Source organism: Sutterella sp. AM11-39 (assembly GCF_003472385.1).
Lineage (GTDB): Bacteria > Pseudomonadota > Gammaproteobacteria > Burkholderiales > Burkholderiaceae_F > Duodenibacillus > Duodenibacillus intestinigallinarum.
The window spans coordinates 16,246-35,590 of the sequence record NZ_QRLV01000009.1; the positions used below are offsets into that span (position 1 = coordinate 16,246).

Genomic DNA, 19,345 nt, shown 5'->3' on the forward strand with positions numbered 1-19,345 from the left:
CGTTTGACGAAAGGATTGAGAAAAATGGCAAGACAGTTCTTTGGAACCGACGGCGTGCGCGGCACGGTGGGTGAAGCGCCGATTACGCCCGACTTCGTGCTTCTGCTCGGGCAAGCGGCGGGACGCGTGTTTGCGCGCCGCAGCAAGACGGCTCACGCCACGGTTTTAATCGGCAAAGACACGCGCGTGTCGGGCTATATGCTCGAAGCTGCTCTTCAGGCGGGCTTTTCCGCTGCGGGCGTCGACATTGTTTTGTGCGGTCCGGTTCCGACGCCTGCTGTTGCCTATCTGACGCGCGCCTTGCGGCTGGACGCGGGCGTCGTGATCAGTGCCAGTCACAACCCGTACCACGACAATGGCATCAAGTTCTTCTCAGCCGACGGGACGAAATTGCCCGATGCCGTAGAGGAAGAAATCGAAGCCGAAATCACCAAGGGCTATCAGTGCGTAGCAAGCGACGCGCTCGGCAAGGCCTATCGTCTGGACGACGCCTGCGGGCGTTACGTTGAGTTCTGCAAGAGCACCTTCCCGACGGGGCTGGACCTCAAGGGAATGAAGCTTTACCTCGACTGTGCTCACGGTGCGGCCTATCATGCGGCGCCTTCCGTTTTCCACGAACTCGGTGCCGACATCGTCTCCGACGGCGTCGAGCCCGACGGCTTTAACATCAACCGAGGCGTCGGCGCGACGCACACCGACGATCTTGCCGAACGCACTTCCAAGGCCGGTGCCGATCTGGGGCTGTCGTTTGACGGTGACGCCGATCGCCTGATCATGGCCGACAGCAAGGGCAACGTTTACAACGGCGACGCGCTTTTGTATGTCATGGCGCGAGAACGCATTGAGGCGATGGGTAAGAAATCGGGTGTCGTGGGCACGCTGATGACCAATTTCGCGTTGGAAAAGCGCTTTGCGGAACTTGGCATTCCCTTTGAGCGTGCCAAGGTGGGCGATCGCTATGTGATGGAAAGGCTGCTGGAAAAGGGGTGGCTCTACGGCGGCGAAAGTTCCGGCCATCTGATTGCTCTTGACTGCCAGACCACGGGCGACGGCATCGTCAGCGCTCTGCAAGTTCTCGCGGCCGTCGTCTCAAGCGGCAAGACGCTTGCCGAACTCACGGCCGATCTGCAGCTGATGCCGCAGGTTCTCATCAACCGACGCATCGCCAAGGGCTACGATTGGAAAGCCAACGAGAAGTTTGCCGCCGAGATCAAGGCGTGCGAGGCGGAACTTGCCGATCGCGGTCGCGTGCTGATTCGTCCGTCGGGAACAGAACCTCTGCTTCGCATCATGGTTGAAGCCAGGGATAAGGCTCTGGCGCAAACGCTGGCCGAACGCATGGCGCAGGCGCTGGACTGAGAAAATCCTCCGCACCAACGAAAACGGGACGCAAATGCGATGATTTGCGTCCCGTTGTCTTTTATCTGCTTCCGGGCAAGGGAAAGAAGCCGAAGGTTCTTTCCCGATGCATCGGTTGAAGTCAAGCGATTAGAACTTGTGCTTCAGACCGCAGTTGACCTGAACCCAGGAAGGATCGTAGCTGTTGCCCTTGGAGGTGTCGATGCTGTCCTGCAGGTAGCCGGCACCCATGTAGACGGTGGTGCGCTTGGAGAGGTAGTACTCGTAGCCGGCACCGACCATGAAGCGCTTGAGGTCCTGATCGACATCAGAGGTGACAGTTGTGCCTTTATTGTCGGAGGAGGCATCCAAGTAGCCGAGGGTGGTCTTGACCTTGCCGTTGCCGACCGGAATGTCCACGCCGAGCATCACGGACCAGCCGTTGGCGTCACCGAAACCACGATTAACGTACTTGTCATTGCTATCCTTGAAGTTGCCCATGCGGCCCCAGTCGCCACCGAAGCTGCTCGAGCCGACAGCCTTGGCGTTGTCGAACCAGTGCACGCCGAGGTAGGACTTGGCAAAGCCGCAGTCGTAGTTGACGGCAGCCGTGATCGTGATCTGGTCGTCTTCGGTGTCAAAGGAATTGTTGTCGCCGAAGCTGGCCTTGTTCAGCACGTCGACAGCGCCGTACAGGCTCAGACCGCCGTTGTTGTAGGTCACGGCAGCGGCGTAGTAGCGGTCGCGCGAGGATTCGTTTTCGTAGGTCTTGTCTTCTTCGTTACCCATGCCGTACAGCACCCAGACTTCAGCGCCGGCGAAGTTCGGGGTCTTGTAGTAAACCATGTTGTCCATACGGGTCGGACGATAGGCCTGCATGTAGCTCTGAACGCCGACGTCACCCCAGCCCGTACCGAAGGAGGAGAAGTAGCCGCCCAGACCGGTCGTGCCGGAATCGTTGGCGAGCGTGCTCAGACGGCCCATACCGAACTTACCGAAGCCGCCTTCGATGTAGATGCTCGATTCACGGTTAAAGAGTCGGTCGTCGCCCATGGCGCCGGTGTCGGAGTTAAAGCCGTTTTCGAGGATGAAGCCGACCGTCAGGCCGTTGCCGAGTTCCTCGACGCCCTTGAGGCCGAAGCGGGAGCCGGAGCTCTGACCGGACATCATGCCGAAGCTGTTGTCGGCATTGTCGGTCAAAGTGGAGTAGTTGTCGTCGTTGTAGGAGTTGTAGGCAAAGCCGGTATCGATGATACCGTACAGCGTCACGGACGCTGCGGAGGCGCTGCACATTGCCGCGGCAGCAGCCAAACCAACCAAAGTCTTTTTCATGATTGACGTTCCTGGGAAAGAAAGCCGAAAAAATAAATGACGGTGTGTGAAATTACTTCTTCTTCGGAACAGTGACGCTGCCCCGAGCACACACAACAAGAGAAAGTGCACAATCGCAGAGAATCCTTGATGCGGCTCTTTCTATTTTTGGTGCCTCAAGCGAGGACTCGGACGTGAGGATACGGATTATTTGTTTCAGTTCAAGTACAGATTCATGAAAAGTCCATGACGAATTTTTCATGTTAAATTTTTGTAACTGATTGATTTTATTGAAGAAATAACTTATTTTCGGTTGGCGGAAATTGTTAGGGGCAGTAGGACGTTTAACTTAGTGCTGAGGTAGAAAAACAACACTTTCGGCGTCCGCTTTTTTTGCTTTTTTGTTCCAAAACAAAGGAGTCTTTTTCCTTTACGGGCAAAACGACTCTCTTTTGCGGCACAGCGAAAGATTCGGAAGGACGGTCTCAGAGCGATGTTCCGGGAATTGTTTCCGAACAAAGCCTTTCCTGTAAAATTCCCCGAATCGTTGCGGGTGCAAAGCCCGCGGTTTTGTTGCGCCCGAAAATTGGGCGTACTGCTTATCGGATAAGACACATTTTTTATGAAACCCGACACCTACATGACGGCCGCCGAGATTCGCACGGCTTTTTTGAAGTTTTTCGAGAGCAAAGGCCACCCCATTGTGGCTTCGAGTCCGGTGATCCCTCAGGACGACCCGACGCTGCTTTTTACCAACGCGGGTATGAATCAGTTCAAGGACAACTTCCTCGGTCTTGACAAGAGCCTGAAGCGTGCCACCACGGCTCAGAAGTGCATTCGCGCCGGCGGCAAGCACAACGACTTGGACAATGTCGGGTATACCGCGCGCCACCACACGTTCTTCGAAATGCTCGGTAACTTCAGCTTCGGCGACTACTTCAAACGCGAAGCCATTGCCTGGGCCTGGGAACTCCTCACGCAGGTCTACAAGCTTCCGGCCGAACGTCTCTGGGTGACGGTCTACATCGAAGACGACGAAGCCTACGACATTTGGAACAAGGAAATCGGCGTGCCGGCCGAGCGCATCGTGCGCATCGGCGACAACAAGGGTGCCCGCTACATGTCGGACAACTTCTGGATGATGGGCGACACCGGCCCTTGCGGTCCGTGCTCGGAAATCTTCTTTGACCGCGGCCCCAAGATCCAGGGCGGCCCTCCGGGAAGCCCCGATGAAGACGGCGACCGTTACATGGAAATCTGGAACCTGGTGTTCACGCAGTTCAACCGTGATACCGCCGGCAACATGAATCGTCTGCCCAAGCCCAACATCGACACGGGCATGGGCCTGGAACGTCTTGCTTCCGTTCTGCAGGAAGTCGACACCAACTACGATATCGACCTTTTCCAGAATCTGATGCGCGCCGCCAAAGAAGCCGTTGAAGCGGCCGGCGCCGAAAACGTGGATCCCCAGAGCCCGTCTCTGAAGGTCATCGCAGACCACATCCGTTCCTGCGGCTTTGCCGTTGCTGACGGCGTCAAGCCCGGCAACGAAGGTCGCGCTTATGTGATCCGCCGCATCTGCCGCCGCGCGATCCGCCACGGCTACAAGCTGGGCGCCCGCGGTCTGTTCTTCTACAAGTTGATCGAACCGCTTGCCCGCGAAATGGGCGACATCTATCCGGAAATCAAGAATCCGAAGATTGCCGAAGTGATCCGCGCGGAAGAAGAACGCTTCCTGCAGACGCTCTCCAACGGCATGCAGATCCTTGACGAGGCCATGGCCGAATGCAAGGACGGCGTGCTGCCCGGCGACATCGCCTTTAAGCTGCACGACACCTACGGCTTCCCGGTGGACCTCACGGGCGACGTGTGCCGTGAGCGCGGTCTGACGGTCGACACCGAAGGCTTTGAAGCTTGCATGCTTGAGCAGAAGAACAAGGCTCGCGCCGCAGGCAAGTTCAAAATTGCCGCCGACGTGCTCTTTACGGGCGACAACAACGAATTCGTGGGCTACGACACGCTTGAGACGCCTGAAGCGAAGGTGCTTGCGCTCTACAAGGACGGCATTCAGGTCGAATCGGCTCAGGCCGGCGACGATGTGCTCGTTATTCTCGACAAGACCCCGTTCTATGCCGAAATGGGCGGCCAGGTGGGCGACACCGGCGTGCTCGAAAACGGCACGACGCTTTTGCAGGTGCGCGACTGCCTCAAGCTCAAGGCAAGCGTCTTCAGTCACGTTGCTCACGTCTGCGAAGGCGAAATCAAGACGGGCGACACGTTCAAGGCCGTGGTCGACGCCAAGCGCCGTGAGGCCATCATGCGCAACCACTCGGTGACGCACATCATGCACAAGGCGCTGCGCGAAGTGCTCGGAGAACATGTGGCCCAGAAGGGAAGCCTTGTGAACGACGCCGTCACGCGCTTTGACTTCCATCACGACAAGCCGATGACCGCCGATGAAATCCGTCAGGTCGAAGATATTGTCAACGCTGAAATTCTTGCCAACACGCCGGTGCAGTGTCGTGTGATGTCGCTTGAAGACGCCCGCAACAGCGGCGCGACGATGCTCTTTGGCGAAAAGTACGGCGAAACGGTGCGCGTTTTGAACATCGGCACCTCGGTGGAACTCTGCGGCGGTACCCACGTGTCCCGCACGGGTGACATCGGCGCCTTCAAGATCATCAGCGAAGCGGGCATTTCCGCCGGCGTTCGCCGTGTGGAAGCCGTGACCGGTCTTAACGCCGTTCGTCTGATGCAAGACAATGCCGAGCTGCTTGCGACGGCTGCCGCCAAGTTCAAGGCGCCGGCTCAGGAACTGCCCGAAAAGATTGACCATTTGGGCGAAACCGTCAAGCGTCTGGAAAAAGAATTGGCAGAAGCCAAGGCCAAGCTCGCTGCCAAGCAGGGCGATGAAGCCTTGAGTGCCGCTCAGGACGTCAACGGCGTGAAGGTGCTGCTCACGACGCTCGAAGGCATTGATGCCAAGACCTTGCGCGAAACCATGGACAAGTTCAAGAACAAGTTTGGTTCGGCCGTGATCGTTCTCGCGGTGACCGGCGGTGACAAGGCTCAGCTTTGCGCCGGCGTCACGAAGGATTTGATCGGCAAGGTGAAGGCGGGTGAACTCGTCAACTTCGTCGCGGCTCAGTGCGGCGGCAAGGGCGGCGGCAAGCCCGACATGGCCATGGCCGGTGCTTCTGACGTCAAGGCGCTGCCGGCGGCGCTTGAAAGCGCACGCGCCTGGATTGCCGAAAAGCTTGCCTGATCATCATGACTGCAACGCTGGACTGCTGCGGGATGAAGTGCCCGCAGCCGGTGCTCAAAGCCAAAAAGGCTCTCAAGGATGTGGAGGTCGGTGAGGCGCTTGAAGTGCTCACCGACGATCCGCATGCGATCGAGGACTTGAAAGTCTTCTGCACGCAGGGCGGGCACACCGTGGTGAGTCAGGAAACGGACGAGCAAGGTAAGACGCGTCACGTGATTCGTAAGGAACACTGAGACGCCTGAAATTTCGGCACATTCTTCGGCCTTTGTCGGGACGACCGGCGAAGGCCGAAGTTCTTTTTGTGGCGTCTAAAACTCGAACGTATAGAGCACGTCGAGACTTTGCGCGGCGCCGGAACTGGCTTCCACAAAGAGTCGGGCCAGAAGTCGGTAGCGCAGCGTCAGCGTGGCGATGGAGTCAAAAATGCCCATCGCGTACTTTACTTGCAGTCCGGGCAGAACGTAGCCGCTGACGACCACCTGAGAGTCGTTGCCCGTACCCGAAGTCGATACGTTCAGGTCGCTGATGCGAAGCATTTCTCCGATGCCCGAAACGAGCTGACCGGTCTGGGAAAGGCCCATGCCCAGAAGCGCCGAGGTGAGCATGGAGTTGTCACCGTCGTTGGATGTCTTCAGACCTTGGCCGCGCATGATGTAGGAGATGGCGTCGGCCTGCGACATGGCGGGATCCGTGAAGAGTTCCGTTTGAGGTGCGTCGCTCGGCCCCTTGATGCGGATGCCCGCCGTGACGTCGTCTTCGATGGCGTCCGGATTGCGGATGGCCTCAAAGTCAAGGATCGGCTTGTTGACGGGGCCGGCAAAGGTCAGGTTGCCTTTGTTGATCACGAGGTCCTGACCGTAGGCTTTGAAGGTGCCGTTTACCAGTTTGATGGTGCCGCTCAAGCCCAGATTCTGATCGTTCTGCGCAACGGTCACATCGCCTTGCAGTTCGCTTTTTAAGCCGAAGGCACTTAGGTTGACCTCATCGCCCAAATGGATCACAAGAGAGCTTTCGATCTGAAGCGGGGTGCGGACGCGAACGGCTACCTGATTGGCTTCGACGATTTCTTCGTCGGCCGAAGCGGAAATGGCGCCGGTAGGCAGGTCGTTGACGGTGATGCGCGCCTGGTTGATCTGAATGCTTCCTGAAAGGTTGAGGTTTTGCAGCGAGATGCTCGCCTGCACGTCGGGCGTGACATGCGCCGTGACGTAAGGCGGCAGGCTCACGCGCACTTTGTCGCCCTTGACGGCAACGCGAGCCGTCGGGTTTTCCGGGTCACTCCATTTTGCGTTGCCGGTGACGTTGATCTTGCCTTGGGCGGTCTGAAGATCGGCGATGAGTTCCGACTGATCGCCTTCGAAATGCAGCGTGACGTTGGACGGCTTCATGTCAAGCGGCACGGCCTGACCTTGTGCGGCAAAAGCGTCAAGCTTGATATCGCCGTAAAGCGCGGGCTTTTGCAATGTGCCTCGGGGCTGCAGTTCGGCCGAAAGGGTTCCGCTTGCCGAGAGTTGAGGCGAAAGCGAGGCAAGCACGGGATTGAACTGAGCGAGTTGCACATCGTCGACCGTCACGGAGCCTGAGAGCTGACGCTTTGTGAGAGGATCGGCTACGGCGATGTCGGCTTTCAATTCGCCTCCGTCTTTAAGTGACACCGTGCTTTGGATCTGCGCGGATTGAGGTTTGAAGTCGGCGGACAATTTCGTTTCTTTGAAGTGCAGCGTTTGACGCGAACCGTTCGTTTCGGCCGTCACCGAAATGCCGCGCCCGGCCACTTCTACATGCGCGACGGCGTGTTCGGGCGAGGGTTCGGTCCAGCTCACGGTTGCCGTTGCATCCGTGCGACCCTTGACATCAAGATCCGGCGGCAGGAGGTCTTTGATGAGAGAAAAGTCTGCGTTTTTGACGTCAAGCGCGAGACTGCCTTGTTTGCCGGCGTGAAGTTCTTCCCTGAGACAGACTTCAAGATTTTGCGAATTGCTCGACCAGCAGTGCGGCGAGAGCGAGGCCTGCGAGGCGTTTATGTTGAAGGCAAGCTTCGGTTTGTCGGCAGTCGTCCAGGTGCCGCGATCGGTTTTGAGCGCTGCCGAGACGAGTTCTCCGTTCCAATGAGTTCCTGATTCGTCGAGGTGACCGTCGAGGCGCGCATCAATGGCAACGGGAGAACCCTTGCTTGTCACCTGCAGCGTGTGCACGGACTGCGTGCCGGAGAAAGATGCGGAAATCGTTTTGAACGAAACCGAAGAGGCGGACAGATTGGCAGCACTGAGTTTTACGTCGGCCTTGGGAAGGCGCTCGCCTTTACTCTGTGTTGTCGTGACTTGAGCGGAAACATCGGCGCGCGCAAGCGACATGTCTCCGAACTGCAGCGAAGAGGCATGCATTTGGGCCGACAATTGAGGAATGGAAAGCGTACCGGTGAGTTTTCCTGAACCGGTGACACTGCCGCGCAGCGTTTTGTCGATGCGCGAGAGGTCGGGTGCGCTGACGCGAAATGCCCCGGAGAGTGTTTCCTTTTTCAATGCGGTATCGAGCTCAAGAGAGGCGTTGTCGGCTTTCAGAAGCAAGTTCTTGACAGCAAACGAGTCCGTGCCCTGAATGTGACCTGTGGTTTGTGCCGTGAAGGGCACATCGTTTAGCGAGGCTTTGACCGTAAGTGACGTGATGTCAACGGCCAAAGACCGGGGATCAAAGTCTGCTGCCGTTGAGGCCGTCAAGGCAAGTTCTGCCGATCCGTTTGTCTTGGGAGAATCTGCCGGGAGCAGTTTGCCCAGATCCTTGAGGTCGGACCAGGAGAGCGTGGCCGAGCCCGAAGCCGATGCCTTCTTGTCGGTCAAAGCGGCATGAAATGCGGAATGCAGCATGTTTTTGCCGATGCTTGCATCCAGCCGAAGGTCGGACAATGTGGTTTTCTTTCCTTGACCGGAGACGGAAAGGTCGGCAGGTCGGGCAAGAAGGGCAGAGGCGGCGCGAGTTGAAATCGAAAGATCGTAGGCGTCGTACGTACCCGCCAGTTTAACGTCGATGTTCTGAAGTTCTCCTTCGGTACCGATCAAGTCTTTGAGAGCAGTCAGATCCAAGTCGCCCGTTACAGCCAGTCGGAAAGCAGGATTGGCTTTGGCGGTTTCGATGTTGGCCTGAACGTTCAGGATCTTTTGAGCCGACGTTGTCTGAAGCCTCAGATTGGTTTCGGAGGTGAGATCAAAAGTGGCGGCGGCCGTGATCGGATAGGCGGACAAAGGAGCCTGACGCGCCGTCACGGCAGCGTCCAGTTTGCCTTTGGGGATGCCGCCGAGCGTCATTTCTCCCTTAACGGAGGCGTCAACTGCCGGATGCGCAGCGACGAGTTTGGCGATGTGAACGCTTTGAGGGGCGGCGGTAAATGTTGCCGAAAGCGTTTCGAGCACGGTTTCGTCGTTGAGTTTGACATCGGAAACCGAAAGCGCCTTTACGTCCACAGTAAGCGGCAGTTCGGGCACCGCAAAGGGCTCAAGCAACGGTTTGGCAAAAAGCGCGTTTAACGTTTCGACCAGCGGCTCAGGTTTTTCATCGGTAGCCTTCGGTGTTTCGGGCAGATGAACGGAGATGCCCGCCATATTCAGGTTCTCTGTTGTGACCGTGCCGCCGGCGGCAGAGGCGGCTAGAGACAGGTCACGAACCGCAACATCAAACGCATCGGACTGAACGTGCGTGTCGGTGAAACGCACATCCGTGAGCGCAACGGAAAACGGCAGAAAGATCGGTGCGTTGTCTGAGGCGGCGGTTTCGGTGGCGGATTCCTGGTTTTCAGCGAGAGCGACCCGGAGCCCTTCAACGTGGAGTTTCCTGATGTCGGCATGTCGTTCGAGCGGGCGCAGATTGGCGATCGAGAACTGCACTCGCTTAAGTTCAAGAGTTACTGGCGTCGTCTGATAGCGAATTTCTGATATGTCCGCATCAAAGAGTGTGCCGCTGACGTGGCCGACACTAAGCTCAGGCAGGAACTTTTGCGCGAGCGAAACGCCTGTTTGCAGCCCCCAGGGGGTGAGCGCAAAGACAACGAGACCGACACAAAGCACCAGCGGGACGGCCAGCGCGAAGCCGATGCATTTCAAAAGACGAGAAACTCTCATCACAACGCGCCTCCCAAACCGAAGTAGATCTTCCAGCTGTCCTCCGTGGGGTCGCCCACGGCCTTGGCCAGGTCGAGCTTGACGAGTCCGATGGGAGAAAGCCAGCGAATGCCGAAGCCCGCACCCTTCTTGATGTCTCCGAAATCGAATTCGTGACTCGATTGACCGGCATCGAAAAAGACTGCACCCCACCAGTTGCCGGTAACGTTGTATTGGTATTCGACGGAAACGGTGTACATCTTTGAGCCGCCTTCGAGTTCGCCCTTGTCGTTTTTCGGGGAAATGGATTCGTAGTCGTAGCCGCGGATGCTCAAGTCGCCGCCCACGAAGAAACGCAGATCGGGCGGCACCTGATCAAAGCTTCCCGACTCGATCCAACCCGCGGACCATCGGCCGATGAAGATGTGCGAGGGCCCGAGCGAGCGAACCCAGCTTTGTTGCGCGGTGAGCAGTACGAAGTCGATGTCGGAGCCCCAGGCGGTGTTGGAAACCGAAATCGCATAGCGCTGTGTGTCGCCCCAGGTCGGCAGAACGCCCCCTTTTTGCCGCGTACGCGAAAACGAAAGGGTGGGATAAATGATTTGCGTATTTGACGAATCACTGCCCTGCGTGAAGTTGTCGTAGAGCCAGTCGACGGAAATCTTGCGCGTCCAGCCTGAGTCAAGCAGCTGAAAACGGGCGGCGGACACGGCCGTCGACGACGAAGTCGTGTCGTTTAGGGTCGAATACTTGTAACCGCTTTGCAGGGCCCAGTAGTCCGAGAGAGGATTGGACTGACTCGGAATCTTGTAATTGAACTCGAATTCCTGCTCTTCGGGTGAAAGATCAGTGGCGGCCGTCAAACTGTGGCCTTTGCTGTTGAGCCATGGGCGAGTCCAGGACAGTTTTCCGTGAGGGCCGATGTCGGTGGCGTAGCCGATGCCGGTTTCCACCAGGTTTTCACTGCGGGGCGTGAGTGCGACATCAACGTCGAGCACGCGTTCGGGATCTTGCCTGGCTTTGTCAAACTGCATGGACATGACCACTGATCCGAACCAGTTGGTTTCAGTGAGCTTGCGGGAAAGATCGCCGTAGGTGTTGTAGTCGTAGGGTTGCCCCTCTTTAAACGGGATGAGCGAACGAAGATAGGCTTCGTCAATCTGCGAATTTTGAAAACTCACCTTCCCGAATTTGTAACGTTTGCCGCTGTCGTAAGCGAGGTCCCAGTATGCCGTGCCTTCACGGGGCGAAACCTTGAGGCTGTGTCTGGAAAACTTGCCGTCGAAATAGCCGAGTTCCAACGCCAGGGCCTGCACGGATCCTTTGAATTGCTCGTAGTCGCTGTGCAGTAGAGGACTTCCGGCTTTCGGAATCTGTTGCACGGCGAGATCAAATTCGGTTTCCTTGGTTAGGGGCCCCTGCAGATTGAGGTGAGGCTCGGTGAGGTGAATGCGCTCGCCCGGATCCACAATGACATTGACGGACGTGACGTCGCCCGAGTCGGCGCGAACCAGGTCAATCTTGACGCGGGGACGGTAGTATCCAAACGGTTTGATGCCGTCTTTGACGGCCGAAACCAGACGGCGCCTCACGGAGTAGGCGTCGTCATCTTTGCGCTGCATCAGGTGCGCGCGGACATTTTCGGTGAGTTCATCATTGAGCCCGATGAAATGGATGGAAATGTCGGCGGCGTAGAGCGCAAGGGGGCAAAGCGTCAGACAAAGGACGAGGTGTTTCTTCAAATGCGTACCGAAAGTAAAGGAAACGGTTGTCAAGCGCTCCAAGTCTAGCTTGGATTTGCGGGTTTTCCAGCAACAACTGTTAGCTAAAGCGCCCAGACCGGCAGGGCGACGACGTCGCTTGTGAGGTAGCGAGGCTCATCGCAAGTGCAGATCAGAGCGCCGGGACCTCGCTTGATGGTGTCGCCTTTGAGTACGCCGAAATTGTCGAGCATCTTGCGCTGAGGCGAAGCCGTCGATTTGATTTCGATCGGATAGTAAATGTCGCCTTCGCGAATCAGAAGATCAATCTCATTTTGCCGAGTATCGCGGTAGAAGTAGAAAAGAGGCTTTTTGCCGTTGTGCTTCCAGCTTTTGACAATTTCCATGACGACGAAATTCTCGAAAAACGCTCCGGCGTTATAGGCGTTTTTCAGAGCCGATGGACTTGGAGACTGGCACAGCCAGGCAGCCAAGCCGGTGTCGGTGAAGTAAAGCTTGCTTTTCTTGATGAGTGTTTTGCCGACGTTTTCGTAGAAAGGAGGCAAGAGATAGACAACGCCTGTAGCGACGGCAACGTTAAGCCAATCGCGGGCAGTTTCCGCCGCAACGCCGACGGCTTTTTGGATTTCGCCGATGGCAAATTCCTGACCAATGCGGCTTGCCAGTACGCTTAAGAAGCGCTCGAAATCCTCCACACGGCGTACTCCTGTCGAAAGGATGTCTTTTTCGATGTAAGTTCTCAAAAGACTGTCGAAAAAGGCATCTCGTTGATCCGGCTCGTCGTGAACCACTTCCGGCCAGGAGCCTTGCCAGATGATTTTCCAGAGTTCTTCCGCCGTGAGCGGATCAAGCGAGCCGCGCGTAAGCTCACCGGTCGGCATAAAAGGTTTTTGCTCCGGGCCTTTGCCTTGCAGCTCGTAGAGACTGAACGGAAAAAGCTCGAAGGATGCAACGCGGCCGGAAAGTGCTTCGGCGACCGCTTTCCTGAGACCGAGTTTTTGAGATCCGGTCAACCACACCAGGCCTCTTTCGTCCGTTTCATCGAGAATGGCTTTGATTTCCAAACCGAGGTCGGGAGCTCTCTGAAATTCGTCAACCAGCAAAGGCATCGGATATTGCTTGAAAAAGGCATCCGGAGCTTGTCGAGCCAGATCCAAAGCCTGATAGCGGTCGAGATTGACGTAGCGGCGATCTCCCTGCATGCGGCGCAGCATGGTGCTTTTGCCGACCTGTCGCATCCCGGTCACCATGACACCTTTGTAGCGCTGACTGGCCCGATTGATAACGGTTTCAATCGTTCGAGGCAAGTACGTAAAGTTGAGAGACATAGGCGTGGATGTTTGTGGAATTGAATGAAATAAAGAGTATGGTCTTGATTTTATCAAGAGTACGTTCTTGATTTCGTTCAAAAATTGCAGAAGCCTTGAAAATAAACGAAAAAAAGCGGTGACAGGAGCCTGAAACCTGTCACCGCACAAGGAAGATAACCCTAAGAAACCATCACGAACGCCAGGAGAACAACGTTGGTGAGAGGCTTGCAGCAGGTTCGACCCCAACGAACCCTTGTCTCTTCGGCTTTAAGCCTCTAGGTGTTTCTCAGTTGGTGGAACTATATCGCAAATAAGAATCATTCTCAACAAGTCTGACACAGGAAAATGTTTCTATTTGCAACAGCAAGAAGAGAGACTACAGGTGGCTTACTGTCACTTGTTTTGGTTGACTGTGTACGGCAGTGTGAGTTCATGTGTGGAAAATTTCTAGGAAAAACAAGCACAAAGTCGATCGGCTCTGTACAATGCGGGCTCCTTATCAATTTCTAATTTCTGGCCGGTAAAGCCAAAATGACTGTCGATTTACATCCTTCCTATCTCAACGGACAACATTTGTCCGACTACGACTTTGATCTCCCGCTTGAACTGATCGCTCAGTTTCCGCTTGCAGAACGCACGGCTTCCCGCTTGCTGCACGTGAGCGACGATGTGATCGAAGATCTTGTTTTTACGGATCTCAAGCATTTGCTTCGCCCTGGCGATCTGCTCGTGATGAACAACACGCGCGTAATCAAGGCTCGTCTGCGCGGCGTCAAGGAAACTGGCGGCGCCATTGAAGCCATGATCGAACGTGTGACCGGCGAAAACACCGTCATCAGCATGCTGCGCGCAAGCAAAAAGCCCAAGCCCGGTTCCCGCCTGATCTTCACGGGTGAAAACGCAGTTTCCTATGAAGCCGTCGTGGGCGGACGTCAAGGCGAATTTTTTGAGCTCACATTCAATGCGCCGGCGCTGACCGTTCTCGATGCCGTGGGCAAGGTTCCGTTGCCTCCTTATATTGAGCGCGACGCACAGGCTGCCGACGAAGGCCGCTATCAGACGGTGTACGCCAAGTATCCGGGGGCCGTTGCAGCGCCGACCGCGGGCCTGCATTTTTCCGAGGAGCTTCTCAAAGATCTGCGCGACATGGGCGTGCAGGAAACTTTCGTGACGCTGCACGTGGGCGCGGGCACATTCCAGCCGGTGCGTGAGGAGGATCTCTCCAAGCATCAGATGCACGCCGAGTGGTTTGAAATGAGCCAAGAGTGTGCAGATGCGATCAATCAGGCCAAGCGCGAAGGTCGCCGTGTGGTAGCCGTGGGCACCACCAGTCTGCGCGCGATCGAATCGGCGGCTCGAGATGACGGAACGGTTGAAGCCGGTACGATGGACACGCGACTTTTCATTGCGCCGGGCTATCGCTTCAAGGTCATTGACGCCATGGTGACGAACTTTCACCTGCCCAAGTCGACGCTGGTGATGCTTGTGTCGGCATTGGTCGGCAAGGAGCGCATCATGCAGGCTTATCGACACGCCATCGATGAAAAATATCGGTTCTTCAGTTACGGCGACGCCTGTTTCCTGGAAAGAACCCGCCACCACAACGAAACGGAGAACAACAATGGCGCTGCAGTTTGAAGTCTTGAAAACGGAAGGGGCGGCGCGCCGCGGCGTGATGACGCTCAATCACGGTGTGGTGCAAACGCCGGTGTTCATGCCCGTGGGTACCTACGGTACCGTCAAGGCGATGACGCCTGACGAGCTCGAAGGCATGGGCAGTCAGATCATCCTCGGCAATACGTTCCATCTTTGGCTTCGCCCGGGGCTTGATGTCATTGCCACGCACGGCGGGCTGCATCGCTTCATGAACTGGAATCGCCCGATTCTCACCGACTCGGGCGGTTTTCAGGTGTTTAGCCTTGGTCAATTGCGCAAGATTTCTGAGGAAGGCGTGCGCTTTGCTTCGCCCATCAACGGCGACAAGCTCTTTTTGACGCCTGAAGTCTCGATGCAGATTCAGAAGGTTCTGAATTCCGACATCGTGATGCAGTTTGACGAATGCACGCCCTACATGATCGGCGACCGTCCCGCGACCGAAAAGGAAGCGGCCGATTCGATGCGTCTGTCTCTTCGTTGGGCCAAGCGCAGCCGTGAGGAATTCGATCGCCTCGAAAATCCCAACGCGCTTTTCGGCATTGTGCAGGGCGGCATGTTCCCGAAACTGCGCGAAGAGTCGCTTGCGGGCCTGAAGGAAATCGGTTTCCACGGTTACGCCTTGGGCGGCTTGTCTGTTGGTGAACCGAAAGAAAAGATGCTTGCCATCATGGATGCCATCGTGCACCAGATGCCCGAAGACAAGCCTCGTTATTTGATGGGGGTGGGAACGCCCGAAGATTTGGTTGAAGGCGTTTCGCGCGGCATCGACATGTTTGACTGCGTGATGCCCACGCGTAATGCCCGCAACGGTTGGCTCTTTACCCGTTACGGCGACATCAAGATCCGCAACGCCAAGCACAAGAACGACACCCGTCCGCTCGATCCCTCCTGCACTTGCGCAACGTGCCGCGGCTACACCCGCGCTTACCTGCACCATCTGCAGAAGGTGAACGAAATTCTTGGCGCACGCCTCAATTCCATCCACAATCTGCATTTCTACGCCACGATCATGGCGGAAATGCGAAAGGCTCTGGAAGAAGGCACGTTTGCCGCCTGGAAGAAGAAGTTCTACGAAGACCGCGCCAAGGGAACCGACTGACGAAAGAAAAAAATCCCCCGATCAGAATCGAAAGCTGGCCGGGGGAATTTTTTTTCGAACGTTCCGATTACTGGAGACGGCTGCGGCGATCGCGGACGGCGTGAGCCAGGTTATTGAGCAAAACGACCGTGTCGTCCCAGCCGAGACAGGCGTCCGTGACGCTCTGGCCGTAGACGAGGGGCTTGTCGGGTTCGATCTTCTGGTTGCCTTCGACGAGGTTCGACTCGATCATGACGCCGATGATCGAACTGTTGCCGCCGGAAACTTGCTCGCAGATGTTGTTGACCACATTGATCTGTTCGCGGCAGATTTTGTGGGAATTGCTGTGGGAAGCGTCAATCATTACGATTTCGCGGTGGCCGTTGGCCTTGAGCATCTCACAGGCTTTGGCAACGCTTTGGGCGTCGTAATTGGGCTCTTTTCCGCCTCTGAGAATGATGTGACAGTCTTCGTTTCCGGTCGTGGTGACAATGGCCGAGATGCCGCCCTTGGTAACCGACAGGAATGAGTGGGAGTGTTCGGCGGCGCCGATGGCGTCGACGGCGACCTTGATGTTGCCGTCGGTGCCGTTTTTGAAACCGACAGGGCAGGACAGACCGCTGGCAAGCTGGCGATGCGACTGAGATTCGGTTGTGCGTGCGCCGATGGCTCCCCAACTCACCAGATCGGCAATGTACTGCGGCGTGATCATATCCAGGTATTCGACGCCGGTGGGAAGGCCGAGAGCCACAATGTCGCACAGCAGTTCACGGGCGACGCGCAATCCGTGATTGATGCGGCAGCTGCCGTCCATATCCGGGTCGTTCATCAGACCTTTCCAACCGACGGTTGTACGGGGCTTCTCGAAATAAACGCGCATGATGATTTCAAGGTCGCCTGCCAAGCGTCGACGCTCTTCGTTGAGCTTTTGCGCATATTCCATTGCAGCCTTGGGATCATGAATCGAGCAGGGGCCGACGATTACAAGAAGTCGATCGTCGTGACCGTGCAGAATTTCGTGAGCGGCCATTCGGGCGCCGTGAACGGTTCTTGCGAACGGCTCTTCGCAGGGGAATTCACGAATGAGATGAGCCGGAGGCGTCAGTTCGCGAATCTCTTTGATGCGAAGGTCGTCGGTTGTGTAGCGCATGATGTCTATCTCCCTTGGTATCGGATTTTGTCGTTCGGTCTGTGCCGGCGAGCCTGAGGCTTGATTACGCAGAACCCGGTACGAAAAAGCCGCCGGATTTTGCGTTCCCGGCGGCTGGCAGTACCTTTCAAATGCTTGCGTTACGCGTGCGCACGTACTCCTTCCGCCGAGGGGGCGAAATAAAAGGAGAAGAAATAAAATCGTGCCGTGTAAAGCATTTGAAAAAGGCAGTTCCAGATTTTCTAAGCAGAGCCTGATTCGTATTTCAGGCCGACTCAGGGACTTACTCTACTCGATCTTGTGACGAAGTGCAAACGCAAAAACACCAATAAGATCAGGTGTTTTGCTTAGATTGTCACATTTTTTCTCTGAGTCGAAACGAAAATTCAAAATGCTGGATTCAACCTTTGTGTCAGCGCGTGTTAAGTTTTCTCCTCGGTGCGACTGATGACGAAAAACAATTTCGCCGGTCGCGTTGTTGAGTCCATTTTTTTGCGTTTGTTTGCGCGATGCCGCTGCTTCAATCCGACTACAAGGCTCCCCGCTGGTTGCCCGGAGCGCATCTTCAGACCATCGTTCCCGCCCGTTTTTTCCCGCGACCCGACGTGCAGTATCGAAGAGAAATTGTGGATATGCCCGACGGAGACTTCATCGTGTTGGATTGGTCGGAACCGGAGCCGATGGAGCTCAACGCGCCGGTGTTGGTGCATTTCCATGGATTGGAGGGTGATTCTCACAGTCATTACGCAGAAGCGCTGATGCACGAGTGTGTCAAATGCGGTTGGCGAGGCGTCGTTGCGCATTTCAGAGGATGCGGCGGTCTGCCCAATCGTTTGCCGCGGGCGTACTTTGCCGGCGACAGCGACGATTGCGATTGGATACTGAGGACGGTTCACGAACGTTTCATTACGGCGCCGATTTATGCGGTCGGCGTGAGCCTCGGCGGTAACTACATTGCCAAATACATGGGCGAACGCCCGCAGGACGCATCTTTCCTGACGGCGGCCGTCTCGATCGGTGCGCCGGTGGATTTGGTGGCCGGAAGCGAAATCATGAGCCGCGGCGCCAACAAGCTCTACGAAGAAATGTTTTTGTCGACGCTCAAGGAAAAGCTCATTGACAAGGCCAAGCGTTTCCCGGATCTCATTGACATCAACAAGGTAAAGAGCTGTAAAACGCTCTACGACTTTGACAGTGTCTACACGGCGCCGATCCATCACTTCAAGAGCGCGATGGAGTATTGGACCTTGTGCTCGGCCAAGCGCTATCTCAAAAACGTCACTAGACCGCTGTTGCTTTTAAACGCCAAAAACGATCCCTTCCTGCCGCGCTGGGCGTTGCCGACGGAAAAGGACGTGAGCGACTGTGTCTATCTTGAGCAACCGGAAGAGGGGGGTCACATCGGCTTTCCCCGCGGCAATCCGCCCGGAGACCTGGGTTACCTGCCCGAGCGCGTCATGCGGTTTTTCTCGGTGTTTGAACCCAAAATTGAAAGCGTTTGAGCGGGCAAAAACGCCGCGATGCAATTTTTTGTCGACTGAATCAGCGAATTCTTGCGCTTTTTCGTAGGTGTAATTTACGAATTCTTGCAAGCAGGGCCGGGCATGTTGTTCTTGCGACGAGATCCGTTGCCACTGCTGAAGCAAGACGATTTGCCTCGATAGCCGAAAAGACCACACTGGTTTGAGAACTGGCCGAACAAGAACATGTGAACGCATTGTTAGACGCATCTAGCAAAATCCGGAAGCATGAATTCTGATACGGATAAAAAATGCTCACTCGACAAGAATATGATGTTTTACGCAGAAGGTTGGATGAACCGAGAAAGTTCATCCAAGTAGTACTTGGCCCTCGTCAGATTGGCAAAACCACAGTGGTTCGACAGGTGCTTTGTGACATCAATAAACCGCATTTATATTTCTCGGCGGATGACACAGCGGTAGCAGGTTCTGCTTGACTTGCAAGCTGTTGGACGGCTGCTCGGCTGGAAGCCCAAACACATCCCGATGCCGGATGTGTATTGGTGATCGATGAAATTCAGAAAGTGCCAAATTGGTCGGAAACCGTCAAACGGCAATGGGATGATGACACTTGGAATGAAAGAAACATCAAGGTCGTTTTATTGGGATCGTCCCGAGCTTTGATTCTTCAGGGGTTAAGCGAATCCTTGATGGGGCGTTTTGAAGAAATCCGCATGACGCATTGGACGTATGCTGAAATGCGGGATTGCTTTGGGTTGACGGTCGATGAATTCATCTACTTCGGCGGCTATCCGGGAGCCGTGGAGATGATGCTGGACGAGGCTCGGTGGAAGGTATATGTCAGAAATAGCATGATTGATGCAACCGTTAACCGATACATTTTCGAAGACGTCCGAATCGGAAAAGCTGCGTTGCTGCGTAAGACACTGGAGCTCGGTGCGGCA

At 55.9% G+C, this 19,345-nt stretch carries 11 protein-coding genes and 1 pseudogene; 7 read left to right on the plus strand and 5 right to left on the minus strand.

The window, feature by feature from the left end; all coding sequences use genetic code 11:
• Positions 1-24: 24 nt before the first annotated feature.
• On the plus strand, positions 25-1,359 hold the full coding sequence (gene glmM / locus DW133_RS07715) for a phosphoglucosamine mutase (RefSeq protein WP_118276078.1): 1,335 nt from the start codon (positions 25-27) through the stop codon (positions 1,357-1,359).
• Between the two features lie 129 nt (positions 1,360-1,488).
• Here the strand turns inward: glmM and DW133_RS07720 are convergent, their stop codons facing one another.
• Complete coding sequence (locus DW133_RS07720) at positions 1,489-2,670, minus strand: porin (protein WP_118276079.1); 1,182 nt, start codon at positions 2,668-2,670, stop codon at positions 1,489-1,491.
• A 619-nt stretch (positions 2,671-3,289) separates the two neighbouring features.
• Here DW133_RS07720 and alaS point away from each other — a divergent pair.
• Positions 3,290-5,914: an alanine--tRNA ligase gene (alaS, locus tag DW133_RS07725; protein WP_118276147.1), complete on the plus strand. Its 2,625-nt coding sequence runs from the start codon at positions 3,290-3,292 to the stop codon at positions 5,912-5,914.
• A gap of 5 nt (positions 5,915-5,919) precedes the next feature.
• Complete coding sequence (locus DW133_RS07730; protein WP_118276080.1) at positions 5,920-6,147, plus strand: sulfurtransferase TusA family protein; 228 nt, start codon at positions 5,920-5,922, stop codon at positions 6,145-6,147.
• A gap of 75 nt (positions 6,148-6,222) precedes the next feature.
• Here DW133_RS07730 and DW133_RS07735 read toward each other — a convergent pair whose 3' ends face one another.
• The 3 genes from DW133_RS07735 to DW133_RS07745 are packed head-to-tail and all read right to left on the minus strand — an operon-like array spanning position 6,223 to position 13,054.
• A complete protein-coding gene (locus DW133_RS07735) occupies positions 6,223-10,026 on the minus strand; it encodes a translocation/assembly module TamB domain-containing protein (RefSeq protein WP_118276081.1) in 3,804 nt (1,267 codons plus the stop codon).
• A complete protein-coding gene (locus DW133_RS07740) occupies positions 10,026-11,780 on the minus strand; it encodes an autotransporter assembly complex family protein (protein WP_147408901.1) in 1,755 nt (584 codons plus the stop codon). The genes DW133_RS07735 and DW133_RS07740 overlap by 1 nt, the downstream gene beginning before the upstream one ends.
• Before the next feature lie 50 nt (positions 11,781-11,830).
• A complete protein-coding gene (locus DW133_RS07745; protein WP_118276083.1) occupies positions 11,831-13,054 on the minus strand; it encodes an ATP-binding protein in 1,224 nt (407 codons plus the stop codon).
• 513 nt (positions 13,055-13,567) lie between these two features.
• Between DW133_RS07745 and queA the strand changes: the two genes are divergently transcribed.
• Positions 13,568-14,674: a tRNA preQ1(34) S-adenosylmethionine ribosyltransferase-isomerase QueA gene (gene queA / locus DW133_RS07750; protein WP_118276084.1), complete on the plus strand. Its 1,107-nt coding sequence runs from the start codon at positions 13,568-13,570 to the stop codon at positions 14,672-14,674.
• The gene (gene tgt / locus DW133_RS07755; protein ID WP_118276085.1) at positions 14,658-15,791 is read left to right on the plus strand and encodes a tRNA guanosine(34) transglycosylase Tgt; all 1,134 of its coding nucleotides are present in this window, start codon (positions 14,658-14,660) and stop codon (positions 15,789-15,791) included. Before queA ends, tgt begins: the two co-directional genes overlap by 17 nt.
• Positions 15,792-15,858: 67 nt before the next feature.
• Here the strand turns inward: tgt and DW133_RS07760 are convergent, their stop codons facing one another.
• Complete coding sequence (locus DW133_RS07760; protein ID WP_118276086.1) at positions 15,859-16,920, minus strand: 3-deoxy-7-phosphoheptulonate synthase; 1,062 nt, start codon at positions 16,918-16,920, stop codon at positions 15,859-15,861.
• Positions 16,921-17,429: 509 nt separating this feature from the next.
• Between DW133_RS07760 and DW133_RS07765 the strand changes: the two genes are divergently transcribed.
• Both DW133_RS07765 and DW133_RS10285 read left to right on the plus strand, forming a co-directional pair.
• Positions 17,430-18,422: a hydrolase gene (locus DW133_RS07765; RefSeq protein ID WP_118276087.1), complete on the plus strand. Its 993-nt coding sequence runs from the start codon at positions 17,430-17,432 to the stop codon at positions 18,420-18,422.
• Positions 18,423-18,691: 269 nt separating this feature from the next.
• A pseudogene (locus tag DW133_RS10285) lies at positions 18,692-19,129 on the plus strand (AAA family ATPase); the annotation flags it as partial.
• Positions 19,130-19,345 lie beyond the last annotated feature (216 nt).

What these genes read in the sequence shown, in the direction of transcription:
- glmM (WP_118276078.1), top strand. Translation starts at nt 25, where the DNA reads ATGGCAAGACAGTTCTTTGGAACCGACGGCGTGCGCGGCACGGTGGGT.
- DW133_RS07720 (WP_118276079.1), bottom strand. Translation starts at nt 2,670, where the DNA reads ATGAAAAAGACTTTGGTTGGTTTGGCTGCTGCCGCGGCAATGTGCAGC.
- alaS (WP_118276147.1), top strand. Translation starts at nt 3,290, where the DNA reads ATGACGGCCGCCGAGATTCGCACGGCTTTTTTGAAGTTTTTCGAGAGC.
- DW133_RS07730 (WP_118276080.1), top strand. Translation starts at nt 5,920, where the DNA reads ATGACTGCAACGCTGGACTGCTGCGGGATGAAGTGCCCGCAGCCGGTG.
- DW133_RS07735 (WP_118276081.1), bottom strand. Translation starts at nt 10,026, where the DNA reads ATGAGAGTTTCTCGTCTTTTGAAATGCATCGGCTTCGCGCTGGCCGTC.
- DW133_RS07745 (WP_118276083.1), bottom strand. Translation starts at nt 13,054, where the DNA reads ATGTCTCTCAACTTTACGTACTTGCCTCGAACGATTGAAACCGTTATC.
- queA (WP_118276084.1), top strand. Translation starts at nt 13,568, where the DNA reads ATGACTGTCGATTTACATCCTTCCTATCTCAACGGACAACATTTGTCC.
- tgt (WP_118276085.1), top strand. Translation starts at nt 14,658, where the DNA reads ATGGCGCTGCAGTTTGAAGTCTTGAAAACGGAAGGGGCGGCGCGCCGC.
- DW133_RS07760 (WP_118276086.1), bottom strand. Translation starts at nt 16,920, where the DNA reads ATGCGCTACACAACCGACGACCTTCGCATCAAAGAGATTCGCGAACTG.
- DW133_RS07765 (WP_118276087.1), top strand. Translation starts at nt 17,430, where the DNA reads ATGCCGCTGCTTCAATCCGACTACAAGGCTCCCCGCTGGTTGCCCGGA.